19 protein-coding genes are annotated in these 13,185 nt (G+C 43.6%); 4 read left to right on the top strand and 15 right to left on the bottom strand.

The features are described from left to right. Positions 1-375: 375 nt before the first annotated feature. The 6 genes from O9300_RS06600 to O9300_RS06625 all read right to left on the bottom strand — a co-directional run bounded on the left by O9300_RS06600 (position 376) and on the right by O9300_RS06625 (position 4,295). The gene (locus O9300_RS06600; RefSeq protein ID WP_287970766.1) at positions 376-651 is read right to left on the bottom strand and encodes a hypothetical protein; all 276 of its coding nucleotides are present in this window, start codon (positions 649-651) and stop codon (positions 376-378) included. A gap of 277 nt (positions 652-928) precedes the next feature. After that, positions 929-1,621: a response regulator gene (locus O9300_RS06605; protein WP_287970769.1), complete on the bottom strand. Its 693-nt coding sequence runs from the start codon at positions 1,619-1,621 to the stop codon at positions 929-931. Positions 1,622-2,139: 518 nt separating this feature from the next. Beyond that, on the bottom strand, positions 2,140-2,532 hold the full coding sequence (locus O9300_RS06610; RefSeq protein ID WP_287970771.1) for a DUF5615 family PIN-like protein: 393 nt from the start codon (positions 2,530-2,532) through the stop codon (positions 2,140-2,142). Beyond that, positions 2,498-2,740, bottom strand: coding sequence for a DUF433 domain-containing protein (locus tag O9300_RS06615; RefSeq protein WP_002790012.1), 243 nt, complete (start codon positions 2,738-2,740; stop codon positions 2,498-2,500). Before O9300_RS06615 ends, O9300_RS06610 begins: the two co-directional genes overlap by 35 nt. Positions 2,741-3,019: 279 nt before the next feature. Then, positions 3,020-3,976 carry a S1 family peptidase gene (locus tag O9300_RS06620; RefSeq protein ID WP_287970773.1) on the bottom strand — a complete coding sequence of 319 codons (957 nt, stop codon included), beginning with the start codon at positions 3,974-3,976 and terminating at the stop codon, positions 3,020-3,022. A gap of 4 nt (positions 3,977-3,980) precedes the next feature. Continuing rightward, a complete protein-coding gene (locus O9300_RS06625; RefSeq protein ID WP_164502980.1) occupies positions 3,981-4,295 on the bottom strand; it encodes a CU044_2847 family protein in 315 nt (104 codons plus the stop codon). A gap of 343 nt (positions 4,296-4,638) precedes the next feature. On the opposite strand from O9300_RS06625, the gene O9300_RS06630 reads away from it, so the two are divergent. Continuing rightward, positions 4,639-4,875 (top strand): hypothetical protein, encoded by a 237-nt coding sequence (locus O9300_RS06630; RefSeq protein WP_287970777.1) that lies wholly within the window; start codon positions 4,639-4,641, stop codon positions 4,873-4,875. Between the two features lie 436 nt (positions 4,876-5,311). Here O9300_RS06630 and O9300_RS06635 read toward each other — a convergent pair whose 3' ends face one another. Continuing rightward, positions 5,312-5,584: a hypothetical protein gene (locus O9300_RS06635; protein WP_002757090.1), complete on the bottom strand. Its 273-nt coding sequence runs from the start codon at positions 5,582-5,584 to the stop codon at positions 5,312-5,314. A 228-nt stretch (positions 5,585-5,812) separates the two neighbouring features. Here O9300_RS06635 and O9300_RS06640 point away from each other — a divergent pair, with 228 nt between their 5' ends. Then, complete coding sequence (locus tag O9300_RS06640; protein WP_002796839.1) at positions 5,813-6,163, top strand: IS66 family transposase; 351 nt, start codon at positions 5,813-5,815, stop codon at positions 6,161-6,163. Positions 6,164-6,197: 34 nt separating this feature from the next. Here the strand turns inward: O9300_RS06640 and O9300_RS06645 are convergent, their stop codons facing one another. From O9300_RS06645 to O9300_RS06670, 6 genes are all read right to left on the bottom strand, one after another. Further along, positions 6,198-7,052, bottom strand: a complete 855-nt coding sequence (locus O9300_RS06645) for a class I SAM-dependent methyltransferase family protein (protein WP_002768795.1) — start codon at positions 7,050-7,052, stop codon at positions 6,198-6,200. Between the two features lie 41 nt (positions 7,053-7,093). Further along, entirely contained in the window at positions 7,094-7,735 is a 642-nt protein-coding gene (locus tag O9300_RS06650; RefSeq protein WP_012265433.1) for a lysophospholipid acyltransferase family protein, read from the bottom strand. Further along, positions 7,732-8,688, bottom strand: coding sequence for a phosphatidate cytidylyltransferase (locus O9300_RS06655; protein WP_002768798.1), 957 nt, complete (start codon positions 8,686-8,688; stop codon positions 7,732-7,734). Before O9300_RS06655 ends, O9300_RS06650 begins: the two co-directional genes overlap by 4 nt. Next, positions 8,663-9,406 carry a CDP-alcohol phosphatidyltransferase family protein gene (locus tag O9300_RS06660; RefSeq protein WP_287970792.1) on the bottom strand — a complete coding sequence of 248 codons (744 nt, stop codon included), beginning with the start codon at positions 9,404-9,406 and terminating at the stop codon, positions 8,663-8,665. Before O9300_RS06660 ends, O9300_RS06655 begins: the two co-directional genes overlap by 26 nt. A 309-nt stretch (positions 9,407-9,715) precedes the next feature. After that, positions 9,716-10,111: a DUF5615 family PIN-like protein gene (locus tag O9300_RS06665; protein ID WP_002796835.1), complete on the bottom strand. Its 396-nt coding sequence runs from the start codon at positions 10,109-10,111 to the stop codon at positions 9,716-9,718. Further along, entirely contained in the window at positions 10,108-10,482 is a 375-nt protein-coding gene (locus tag O9300_RS06670) for a DUF433 domain-containing protein (RefSeq protein WP_287970781.1), read from the bottom strand. Before O9300_RS06670 ends, O9300_RS06665 begins: the two co-directional genes overlap by 4 nt. A 246-nt stretch (positions 10,483-10,728) precedes the next feature. On the opposite strand from O9300_RS06670, the gene O9300_RS06675 reads away from it, so the two are divergent. Then, positions 10,729-10,854 (top strand): hypothetical protein, encoded by a 126-nt coding sequence (locus O9300_RS06675; RefSeq protein WP_287970784.1) that lies wholly within the window; start codon positions 10,729-10,731, stop codon positions 10,852-10,854. 450 nt (positions 10,855-11,304) lie between these two features. Continuing rightward, complete coding sequence (locus tag O9300_RS06680) at positions 11,305-11,487, top strand: hypothetical protein (RefSeq protein WP_002758344.1); 183 nt, start codon at positions 11,305-11,307, stop codon at positions 11,485-11,487. A 575-nt stretch (positions 11,488-12,062) separates the two neighbouring features. Here O9300_RS06680 and O9300_RS06685 read toward each other — a convergent pair. Then, positions 12,063-12,527, bottom strand: a complete 465-nt coding sequence (locus O9300_RS06685) for a DUF29 domain-containing protein (RefSeq protein WP_287970787.1) — start codon at positions 12,525-12,527, stop codon at positions 12,063-12,065. Between the two features lie 16 nt (positions 12,528-12,543). Then, positions 12,544-13,002 (bottom strand): DUF29 domain-containing protein, encoded by a 459-nt coding sequence (locus O9300_RS06690; protein ID WP_287970789.1) that lies wholly within the window; start codon positions 13,000-13,002, stop codon positions 12,544-12,546. Positions 13,003-13,185 lie beyond the last annotated feature (183 nt).

Consider the following 13,185-nt stretch of genomic DNA (forward strand, 5'->3'; position numbering starts at 1 on the left):
AAACAGCACTTTTTCTCGGTCAATGATTAGGATAAGTTATAACTTAAAAATTAATCAACAACTAAAGCTTATGCTTGTAGCTAAGTGAAATCATTGATTAAGAGACCTGTACTTTTCAATGACTTTTTCAGCAAGCCCTAGATAGTCATACTAAATCCTCTTTAAAAGGTATAGGAGGGCGGGGAGAAGGGAGCGGGTTTTTCAAGTTGGATTGGGGGTTAATCATGCTATTAAAAACCGATTCAGTATAACGGTAAAGTTAGACCGTCTTCACCGATAACTTTGGCTGAGTCATAGCGCTTCAATTGTAACGCGCCCACCTTCCACTGCCTCAATCTGAAGTTTAAAGCCATACAAAAGACCCATCCCCACACATCATACGGGCTTTCTCTGGCTGCGACTGCCAAAACGGAAGACGGATCTATGTCCAATACGAATCAGCCAAGGTTGAGCATCAGGGACACGCTCATAGAGATGATCGGTAGCAGTAATCGTATCGTCGGCAAGCTCAAACGCTCCAGTTTCGATGTCGAGCGCCACAATTCTCCCGTGATTTCCCTCCTCCACTTGAGAACGTACCTGAGATTCATAAATCTCATTACCACGTCGAGCGAATTCTTCTTTGCTGTAGCGGGGTTGACGAACTGTCATTGGCCTGACCCTGGGGCAACTTTCGCCCTCTATTTTAACCTAAACATCGGAAATCTTCGCTAACATTCCCCAACTGGTCCCACAAGAGCGGCATCGCACTTAAACCCACAGCTTCAATCAATGGGCATGGTGCGTTTCCCAAAATTGATCGCTGGAGCAGTAGGATACACATTAGGGAACGCACCCTACGGCGATTGCGATTGCGTGCTGCTACGCAGTGCCTTCGGCATCGCACTCCCATCGATAACCTCCCATCGGTCGGCGTGCATTGGGATTGTTATGCGGTACGACCTAAAGCCGATAATACCATCTCAAACAACTCGTTTGCATTGTTAGTACATCCAATAGCACCATGACGGCGTGACTCCACAACGTGCTCTGGCTCTCTTGAACTGGCGTAAATGATAAATGGAGTTTGATCTCCACTAGAGCGCAGCTTATCGAGAAGCGTATAACCTGCACGGGGATCTGGTGGTCGCCCCATGTCGGAAATAATTGCATCAAAACGTTGGCGAGAAATTTTCTTTAGCGCCTCATCTGTCGATATTGCCAATACAAAACTAACTCCTAGCGCTTCAAGTGCTTGACGTTCATAGCTATTGTTATTGGGGTTATCGTCCACCCAAAGAACTGTTGATCTACTTGCACGTCTTATGGCGCGAGGTGTAACAAAATCAGCGACAACATCTGCGGCAATCATCGCTTCTTTTGCAACGCTCTCACGAGTCTTATCTCCATCAGGTTTAGAAGCGGCAGCAGCAGACAGAGCAGCAACAACTTCGGCTTGTTTTCTCTTTAAGGATGCCTCAAATCCAGCCCCTTTAAGCGATAGCTCCCCCAAGCTTGAGAAGAAATCCCGCAACTCCCGACCAAAGCGGATCAGGATGAACAAAATTATTGCCGGCCAGATGAGAACGTTGAGCAATTTTGTAATCGCATCGAATAGCTTAACAATATCGTCAACACTCACTGTTCACCTAACCAAAATATGAAGTACCAAGCACCAACAGATAAGCTTGCAATACGCCCCGACCAAAGACTGAGCCGCATAACTACATATTATAGGTCAACTTTCTGCACAAAACTCTCCAGAGTAACAATATGTGGAAACCTTCTGTATATCACTCCATTTAGGCGCAATCGCCAGAAGTTTTCCCTATATCACCCCCAAAAGCCTGTTAGCCAGATTAGCATATTGCCAAAAACCTTGTTTAACTAAATTCCTGACAATTAGGCTGATCCTAGCGATGATTCCTCTGTCTGACCGCACCCCTTGACAAAAACTTACAATTATTCGACCTTTAGCGATCGCTATCGGGGGATAGTTGTTTTTTGTTACAGCAGTGGCGAGAAGGGAGCGGGTTTTTCAAGTTGGATTGGCAGTTAATCATACTATTAAAAACCGATTCAGTATAACGTTTCCGTTCAGCCGCCGTTAGTAACTTCTTGGACTCAACAAAGAGACTGAATACGGTCGGTGTGCAACGGTTAGACATCAGACACTAATGGTAAACGACGAATACGAATACGGCTTGGCTCAACCGTAATGGCTGATCCTTGTTCTAAATCCTCCTCGCACTCAGCGATTACTGTCAACAAAAGATTCGTAAGTGCTTGGGCGCGTAATCTTTCAACCCGAATGCGAATGACTGAAGGAGTATTCGCCACATCAAGTGCCAGCAATGTATGGAAATCCGCATCGAGAGTAGCAACAACCCGTCCCTCGTCTCTAGCCCTTTGGATAATGTCTGAGTCTTCAGCTTCAGACATCCCTATTTGGCCAACATGAATAGTGTCGATCCCAGCATCACATAATAAAGTTGCCGCAGAAAGCGGTAGTCCCTGATCAAGCAACAGCTTCATAGCGATTAGGAAGTTCAATGATGCGATCATCCAAGTAGGAAGAGGCAAAAATTAGGGCTTGTCGAATATCTTCATCCTCCAGTTCGGGAAACTCTTGATGTAATTCTGCTCGATCGGGATAAGTTGCCAGTAGCTCAATCACTCGACGAACCGTAAGGCGAAGATTACGAATGCAGGGTTGCCCATTCATACGGTTTGGATGGCTCGTAATACGATCTAGTTTCATTAGAGTAATTCTATTTCTTCATGATCATTTTAACCTTTAGCGGGGTAAGCAATGCCTGAAAAACATCCTCCACATATCCATTCTTTGTCATCAGATAAACCATCACCCATACTATCTTTATATCACGTCCAAAAGCGTGTTAGCCAGATTAGCCCACACCACACTTAAACCCACAGCTTCAATCAATGGGCATGGTGCGTTCCCCAAAATCTATTAGTGGAGCAGTAGAAGTTGCATTAGGGAACGCATTCTACAAGATCGGCGATCGCACTTTCATAATTAAAGGATCGAGATCACGATTACAACAAGAACTAAAACAAGAAAATAAAAGAACACGCTCACTAGGATAGGAGAACGCCTCGGAGCCAACTTATTAGGCAAAAACCAAGCCTGCTCCCGAACCTTACATGATTGAATAAGATCTTCTCGTACTCGTCCATACCTATCTATATAGGGTTTCCCCATTTCTGCCTCAACAGATTTAATCATCATGTTAATACGAGGATAAGAAGGTTCGATTGTTCTAATTTGCTGGTAAATATCTAGTGCCTGAGCTAAATCTCCAGTTATATAGAATCGAGTTGCTTGACTAGCTAACCTATCGCAGTACGACTGATATTCAGATATTTTTTCAATTAAACCTGCTGGCATTGTGTTCCAAATCTTTTCTAACTCTTCTATTGAAATAGCTAAACCTACTTGTCCATCACCTTGTTTGTAAGTAATAACTCCTAGGCAGAAACCATCATCGTCAATTACTGGTGAGCCACTATAACCGTCATGTAAATGTTCACCATCTCTTATTTCTAAATTCCAAGCTTTTACACGGTCAGAATATTTTCTAGATTCTAGTGCTACTGCCGTTGCAGCTATACCAAATAGTGGTGCAATAGAGAAATGACGACCAAAGGCGCGAAAACCTACAGTTAAAAAAGGACTGCCAGCAATGCTAAGCACTTTTAATTTAACTACGGGTTTACCTAATAATTCATCTACTTCAATAACTGCTAAATCAAGTCCATCATCTGAACCAATGCCAACTATTCTGGCAGGTTGACCATCTGCTTCGATCAACTCTTCACCACCGACATCACTTATTACATGAGCGCAAGTTACTACGTAAGACTTTTGCCCAGAGTGATAGATAATAAATCCTGTACCAAACCGACGGTTATCAGGATTTCTACTTGTTATAAGTATGCAAGCGTCCCAAGAAGGATGTCCGTGGAGATTCATTGAATCAATTAGATTTAGGTTTTAGAGTAAGTTTTATGGTTAGGTTCGCGTTACCTTTAGCCTTAGTTATGTATAAATTACCTTCACCTTCAAAGCTCAAGCCTAATTGAATTTCAGCTTGATCAATATTCATATCCTGATTTATTTCTTGCCAAGCATCTGTGACTGGACGACATATTTTCACTAGAAGCGGCTGGATTTTATCAAAAGTACTACTTACTTTGTCTGCAAAGCCACCAGAAATTTGACGGGCTTGATCAGCCGTAACGTCCACTTCAACTAAAGTCCCATCTTCTAACTGAATAAGCTTAGTAGGCACAAAATTAACTCCTGGGAGAAAGATCATGAGTTTTCACGCGAAAACATAGGATTCTAACAAACAGTCTTTGGGCTGCGTCTCAACCGAGGACTACGCAGCATAACTACATATTATACGAAAACTTTCTGTATAACACTCCATTTAGGCGCGATTGCCAGAACTTTTCCCTATATCACGCCCAAAAGTGTGTTAGCCAGATTAGCATATTGCCAAAAACCTTGTTTAACTAAATTCCTGACAATTAGGCTCATTCTAGCGATGATTCCTCTGTCTGACCGCACCCCTTGACAGAAATTTATAATTATTCGACCTTTAGCGATCGCTATCGGGGGATAGTTGTTTTTTGTTACAGCAGTGGGGGAGAAGGGAGCGGGTTTTTCAAGTTGAATTGGCAGTTAATCATACTATTAAAAACCGATTCAGTATAACGGTGAAGTTGTGCGGCGGCAGATCACCCGTAATTTTTGTCGGTATTTTTGGTGAAGTCGGCTCCAACGCGGTGTTAGACGGCAGTTACTTTGCGGATTTCTACGCTGCCTTCTTCAAATACTGGAACCGTGAGTTGATAGCCTTCCATTAATAACATTCCCACTAGAGGCTCTTCTGGTTTCTGTGTGGAAACGAGGTCTATACTGATAGAATATCCGCAAAATAGTCCTAAAAGTCTTGCCCAGTAAGCCTTTCACGATTCCATAAGCAAAAATTATCACACAAAGTCGAGAAGAGCCCACTAGAGGTTCGGAATCAGCTTCATCAATTGGGATAGTCAGATAATCTCCATCCCAAATTACGAGAGCTTCATAGACATTAAAAACGCATTCGCTACCATCACCAAGAATAGCACGTCCTCGTCTTTTCCATTTTAGGTTTAGCTGATCGATTAGGTCTGGTGGCAATGAAAGCCAACCATTAAAACCTGTATCAACGATCGCATCTTGCGCGTAAATATTTCCTTCAGAGTCACAAGATCGAAAGTGAAATAATCGCCTCAAAATCCGCGTTAACGATTCCGGCGATCATACTAATCTCTTTGTCCGTCCACCAAATCGGCGAACATAGCGAGAACCGACTCGAACAATCCAGATTTGAGCATCTGGGTGACGGGCTTCGAGTCTATTGCAAGCAGATATTTCACGCGCATCAATTTCAAAGTCGCCAGTTTCAAGGTCAATTGCTACAATTTTGCCCTGATTACCCAATTCGACTTGTGGACGTATTTGAGTTTGATAAATCAGATCGCCACGCTGGGCAAATTCTTCTTTGCTATAGCGGGGTTGTCGGACTGTCATAGGATTGATCTTGTTGCAACTTTTGCCCCTCTATTTTAACCTAAACATTGGGAATCTTCGCTAACATTCCCCAACTGGTCCCACAAGAGCGGCATCGCACTTAAACCCACAGTTTCAATCAATGGGCATGGTGCGTTCCCCAAAATCGATCGCTGGAGCAGTGGGACTTGCATTAGGGAACGCACCCTACAAGATCGGCGATCGCTGCGGTTAGAGCAAGCTTTAGCTGTGTGGCGACCCCAGGCGGGTTATGCTGCAGGTTTATTGCTGAAATCCTTGCTGGACAAGTCCCATCAGTGGTGGTATTTCCTCGATCATCCTCAAGTCTCTCCCGATCATAACCGAGCCGAGCGTTCTCTGCGTTTGGGAGTAACTAAGCGCAAGATAGCTGGTGGTTCTCGCTCCTTCAGTGGCTTTGTTGATACTGCCCGTTTATTGACCGTGATTCAGTCTTGTCGCGCCCAAGGCCGTTCGGTTTTAACTTTCTTCCGTCAGGCTTTGGCCTCTGTCCATCACCCCTTGAATACGGTTGTCTCTCTTATCCCCACTGCTGATTTTTCTCTCTTTGTCAACCCCTAGACCTGAATAGTTACAAAATGAGTTTTCGCTGACTTCACTTTCTCGCTTTGACGACCCCGAAAATATTAAAGTTATCCATCTGTACCTGGAAATCTTGAAAACCCGCATCAGTTGCCCATGCTTCGGTTAATTCTAGCGGTCTCAGCCGCATCACCCAAGGTTTACCTGTATGAGAATTTAATACCCTGGCAATAAACTCTAATTGGGGGTGGTAGGGTTGAATGGTAAAAATGAGCGTCCCGCCTGGTTCAAGAAGACGATATAATTGCTGGAAATGCTGACGAATTAACTCATTATCTGGTAATATTTCGTGGAGTCCCGAGACGACAATTAAATTAGGCGGTGGTAAGACCCGGTTTAAGTCGTCATCGTTAAAAGCGTCAGCTTGTTCGATAGTTGCTGATACGCCAAGGTGGAGAGCTAATTCTTGCGCTTTTTGCACATTTTCTGCCTTGTAATCTCGCAATAAAGCATTCACTGCACCACCCGAAAAATCTAGCAAAACTTCCAAGTCATAGCGGCCACCACCACAAGCAACATCGAGGAGGTTAGTTGTTACCCCTTGCTCAAAATTATCTTGGATAACTTGACGCAATACGCTTTTCAGAATTTCCCCACGTTGACGGATTCCCTGCCATCCCTGGGAGTCGAGATAAACACGGTCAATTATCTTGCCAAACCAGGTAATGCCGCTGGGACGATTGCGATAAACATACTCTAACATGACTCCTGAATCAAAGCCGTATTTCAAGCCCAGACGAATTCCGTCTGAAAGTTGCCCGATGGTTTGAAACAGCAATCTTACAAGGCTGTAGTAGATGGCTTTAGGATGCCAAATTGGCAGCGGACGACTTAGTGAATCATAGCTAGGTAAGGTTTGAGAATTCATGGTTAATTCCTTCGTTTAATCAAGAAAAATCAAGAACTTTTTTATTGCCAAGCAGAAAAATTTCCTGATGATGCCAACTCTTGTATTGACTGATTTAACAAATCCATAAAGCTTTGTTTATTGCCAGTCCAATGGAGAGGATTACCAAGCCAAACATCACAAAAGAAAGGGACTAATAAAGCTTCACCTTTGGGAAGTGTCTTGCCTAAACCATGCAAGAAAATTGGATAGATGGGGATTTCTGGATGCCGTTTCGCTAGATGGGCAATGCCACTCTTAAAGCTAGTTAAAGATTCAGGATTGCCGCGAGAGCCTTCAGGATAGATTAGCAGAATTTCTCTCCGCACTAATGCCTGAGAACAACTGTCTAGAGGATGCTCGCGAACATTCCCCATTTCGCGTCTTAAGGGAATGATACCAATAATATTTAGAGAAAACCAAGTCAGCCAGGGATTCTTTAACCAATAGTCCGCCGCCGCTACTGGACGCAATTTGTCTAATAACCTTAAGGGAAAGAGTGTCATCAATACCAGGGTATCGAGATGGCTGTTGTGGTTGGCAACAATTATCGCTGGTCCCGATTTTGGTAGCCTCTCTTTGTGACTGATTCTTAGTCCGATAATGACCAAGACAATCAGTCTAACCACGCAACCAAAAAACAACAATCGCAGTAACTTATTCAAGCTAACATCCCCCGGAAATAAAAGTAAACAGTAAAATGGAAAAATAGGGGAGCAGTATAAGTTAAACTGTCAATACGATCAAGAATACCACCGTGTCCTGGTAAGAGATTACCGCTGTCTTTAACTCCTAAGTCTCGCTTCAGAGCCGATACAGTAACATCACCAATAAAACCGGCAATTCCCAATAGTAACCCCAGCCAGAATGCGTGAGTTAAATTAAACGGAGTTAACCAAGGAGCCAAAATTACTGCCAATACTATTGTCGTTATTATCCCTCCTAGCAAGCCTTCCCAGGTTTTGTTGGGGCTAACTGTCGGTAAAACTTTATGTCTTCCCAAACTTTTTCCCCACAAGTACTGGGAAATATCATTCAGAGCCGTCAAAAATAAAAGATACAGTAACAATCCAGCACCGCCAGCTATGGGATTACCTGCGGGTGGTAGCCTTAATAAATAGGCGACGTGACTGATGCTAAATACTGTCAGCATCAATCCCCAATGTAGAGTTCCTATTGCCTTGAGAAAACCGTGTATTTCTCCTAAAATTACCATCCGCATCGGCAAGATAAGGAACATATAAACTGGGATAAATACTAAAAACATTCCGTACCACCGACTGTAAATCCAGTAATATTGTAAGATGATTGCTAAATAAGCCCAAAACAAGACGCGACGGTCTGCCCGCCGTGTCGGAATTAGAGATAAATATTCTTTCAGGGCCAGAAAACTGACAAAACCAAAAAAGATCACAGCTATTCCAGGACTGAGGATGAGAGAAGTTGAGAAAAGAAGGGTAATTGCCCACCAAGATTTGACTCGTTGCTTCAGTTCTGTATAATTTCTCTCTGGCAAAGTTAGGGAGAGAAGCTGAATTATGAGAGTCGCTAGTATTAATAGGATAAATACCCCTGCTAACCCCCAGATAACGTTAATTGCTGGCTTCGTCCAAACCATGATACTCTAATTCCTTTAAGCTGCTGTAAGCCCGATTGATAATTGTCGAAAATAGCAGTAAGATTGTGGTAATCCAAATATAATCTAACCACTTTCCTGCTGTCAATCCTAATCCTAATAATAAAGCAATTATACCAAATAAAAAAGCACGATCACTTTTGCCCATTGGCCCTTGATATTGTCTTTTTCCACTCACTGTAACCCCGAGAACTCCAGTCATTTCACTGATGATTGACAGTAAGACAATTGGGACAACCAAAATACTAGAAACTCCTGGTATTAAGGCAAAGGGAAGGTAGAGGGCAGTATCAGAAATTACATCTCCTAGTTCATTTAAGATAGTACCTAACGATGTTTTCTGGTTGTAGTCTCTGGCTAACATCCCATCAATCGCATTCAGTGCAATTCGCATAAAAAGTACCAAAGGCATCAGCAACAGTAGCCAGCGCTGACAATGCCAAAGGACAATTGCTATTCCCATCAATACTGATAAGACAGCAGCAGATGTGGTAATTTGATTCGCCGTGATTCCTTGTTTCGCTAGTTGCTTGACTAGCGGACTCAATATCTTTTGAAAAGCTGGCTTTAATTGATAGATAGTAATCACGGAATTTAGATCAACTTTTATAAATTTAAAAATTTTTGTCCAGAGATATGGAACTATAAATATATCATACCAAGAGATAGGCGTAATCGCCAGAAGTTTTCCCCATATCACGTCCAAAAGCGTGTTAGCCAGATTAGCCTATTGCCAAAAACCTTGGTTAACTAAATTCCTGACAATTAGGCTCATTCTAGCGATGATTCTTCGATCTGACCGCACCCATTGACAAAAATTTACAATTATTAGACCTTTAGCGATCGCTATCGGGGGATAGTTGTTTTTTGTTACAGCAGTGGGGAGAAGGGAGCGGGTTTTTCAAGTTGGATTGGCAGTTAATCATACTATTAAAAACCGATTCAGTATAAAGACCCCGTTATGCCGTGTCCCTACAGATAGACTTCAACGGCTCTAGCATTCGGCGCGTCACGGAATAAAAATGCGTCTTGCGCCTTGATAATCTTCAATATCAACTACAATATCAACCAAACGGTTAACGCAACGATCGCGATAATCTGGCTCGGCAAGTAGTCGCTCAATATTACCGATTGTCACGACGGGTAATGATGTGGGGGTATTTTCCTCCCGCATCACTTGCTCCAGGGAATCTTTGCCTTTCATACTTCGGTTAGCGGTGATCAGGATCATCTGATTGGCTTGGGCATACCGCCAAACAACGCGATCATCGCTCGTGACAGCTAACCCAACTTCTTCAAACAGAATAAAACGAATCGAGATCAAGTCAAGCCAACCACTCGCAGCAAGGACTCCGGCGAGGACAAGAGAATGCCCTCGTAAGTTATGATCAACTAGAAAATTCATGCCCGTGATGCCAACTTGGCTTTTTCCGCTTGAAGTTTTGCTCGAATGGCTTCTGTGCCAGGTTTTGGCGGCTTAGCAGCAATACGGGCAACTCGCTCACGATTTTGCTCTTCATAGTATAGTCGGAGTTCTTCAGCTTCTTTGAGAACTTGCTGGTACTCAGCTTCCACATCCGCACGATGAGCCTCAATATAAGCCAGGGCAGTGTTAATTTGCTCTTCCGTCAGATCAAATAATCCCTGAATGAACTTAGGTGGATATTGAGCAGTCACATAATCCATTACATCATAGAGGGTGATGCGGGTTCCTGCGATTGTCAGTCCTCGCTCTGTACGAATGATAGCGGTTTTTCCATTAGATGCGAGCGTCATAGCTATAGTCTCAGTCTTTCACCATCTCATTCCATATTACCGCATGAAAAAGTAAGGTGAGCAAACGCCCACCCTGACTACTAATTCGCAAGCTCTTTAATCCTCAACCCAGACTTTCAAAATGTATTTCAGCCTCGTTCCTGCATCTAGCCAGTAGTGAACTCCAATATCTGGCAATTCAGTATCACCAGGCCCCGTACTACAAGATCGGCGATCAAATTTAGACCACAGCTTCAATCAATGGGCATGGTGCGTTCCCCAAAATCGATCGCTGGAGCAGTGGGAGTCACATTAGGGAACGCACCCTACGGCGATTGCGTACTGCTACGCAGTGCCTTCGGCATCGCACTGCCATGTCTAGGAGCAAAGTGACGCTCGCGGCATCGGCAGCTGCAACGATCGGTTGGTTAGCCAGCGGTTACACAGGTAGCCAGGTATCCCGGTTTGGCAATGGGCCAGCCAACTTGCAGCGGGCAACAGGCGTCAGTGGATCAACGAGACCCTTCGTCTTATCTGACATGATAGAGTTGCCGAAGTTCATAACGTCGCAAGGCAGGACTGACCCGTGCACCCATTCAGAAATCGATCCATGTCGTGAAAAAAGCCGTCGTAACCAGAAAGGTTTACGAAACTTACTTGGTCCGTACTCGGCAATTGAGTTGGCAACGGGAGGATCATCGCCACGTCGGATTCCGACGTTATTGGGACGCTCCGCCTGTGCGTAAAGGGAGTGATCGAATTGCGCCACGGGATGAACGCTTCCATCATGGACGTGGGCAGTCGGGAAGAAAAGGGCCGTTGAATTCCGCGTCCTAAACGACAATGCCATGGGATGGATCCGCATGTCTCCAGATCGAAGCTGAAAGACGGCAAAACCAAAGTCACTGTAAAGCGGCAGCTGTTTCCAAACATCCTCTGGAAGGCGAAATCGAAGATCAAGTCTGTGAAAATCCGCGAGTGCGGGTACGAACGAAGCGTCAAACGCGCCAACTCGATGAACCATGAGATTTCTAGGACTCGCTCTCGCGACAGCGACGCCTTTGCTACGCATTTCCATCGGCTGCGGGAAGCATCGATCCATGTCGCGAAAAAAGCCGTCGTAACCAGAAAGGTTTACGAAACTTACTTGGTCCGTACTCGGCAATTGAGTTGGCAACGGGAGGATCATCGCCACGTCGGATTCCGACGTTAGGCGCATCTCATACACTAAGTGCTGACGGTCGCCATTCAGGCGAGCGTAGATCTTCGTGTTGGACACCTGTTGAACGTCGTGAGAAAAGATACACATTGGATTGCATCTGCCTAACTACATATTATGCGGAAACTTTCTGTATAACACTCTATTTAGGCGCGATTGCCAGAACTTTTCCCTATATCACACCCAAAAGCGTGTTAGCCAGATTAGCATATTGCCAAAAACCTTGTTTAACTAAATTTCTGACAATTAGGCTCATTCTAGCGATGATTCTTCGATCTGACCGCACCCCTTAACAGAAACTTACAGTTATTCGACCTTTTGCGATCGCTATCGGGAGATAGTTGTTTTTTGTTACAGCAGTATGGAGCAGTCTAACTGATGGCTATATTTCCAGATTATCGCCCGCAGGAAACCAATCTTGATCGAGAATTTGTTCAAGGGAACCAATGGGAATAACGGGGAAAGTATCGAGGGGTAATTGAGAGCGGTCACTGGCATTTTTTCGGGCTGAAAGATAACATTCATCAAAAATTTCCAAAAGATAAGGTTTCAGACTAGGACTATCTTTAAGTTCATCTAATATATCGAGACGAAAAGTTCTAATCTCTCCCTTCCAGTGACCTTCCTTTCTCTCTCTTTCTGCCGCCCAATATTTGAGCTTAAGTAAATGTTCTAATAATCGGGTTAACAGACTTTTAATTGTGCGCTTTTCACTCCTTCCCATACTTGCTAATTCCTCTAGTAAATTCTCTAAATCTACCCGCTCAAACTGTCTGGCTTGCAGTTGATTAATAGTAGTTCTAATCCAGAGATAAAAGTCTTCTTCGTACATGGTTTTATTATCCATAATTTACCTCTATATATTACTCGTGGTCATTAGTGGGAAACCAATCTTCATCGAGAATTTGTTCAAGGGAACCAATGGGAATAGCGGGGAAAGTATCGAGGGGTAATTGAGTTCTAACTTGAGCCTCTTTTCTAGAAAATTGATAGCATTCCTCAAAGATTTCCAGAATATAGGGTTTTAAACTAGGGCTATCTTTAATTTCTTCGATTATTTGTCGGCGAAAGTTGATAATTTCTCCTTTCCAGTGACCCTCATTTCTTGCTCTTTCTCCTGTCCAGTAAGTTAGTTTCAGCAAATGTACCAGCAATTGAATCAAAAGATTTTCAATTTTGCGTTTTTCGCTCCTTCCCATACTTGCTAACTCCTCCAGTAAATTCTCTAAATCTACCCGCTCAAACTGTCTCGCTTGCAGTTGATTAATAGTGGTTCTAATCCAGAGATAAAAGTCTTCTTCGTACAGAGTTTTATTGTCCATAATTGACCTCTAGATATTACTCATGGTTATTACTGGGAAACCCAGGGTAATCGCGCGTTGACCGAGCCCTTGAATTCCGAGAAGTTAGTCTAAATTTTGGCGTTTGTTCCGATTCTATCCGAGTAATTTTCCGAAATTTAGGGGGTTTCTAATCCTCGAAAACCGATGAACTCAGAAGGAACT

The sequence above is a fragment of the Microcystis sp. LE19-195.1E genome (assembly GCF_027532095.1).
In the GTDB taxonomy this organism is placed as follows: domain Bacteria; phylum Cyanobacteriota; class Cyanobacteriia; order Cyanobacteriales; family Microcystaceae; genus Microcystis; species Microcystis aeruginosa.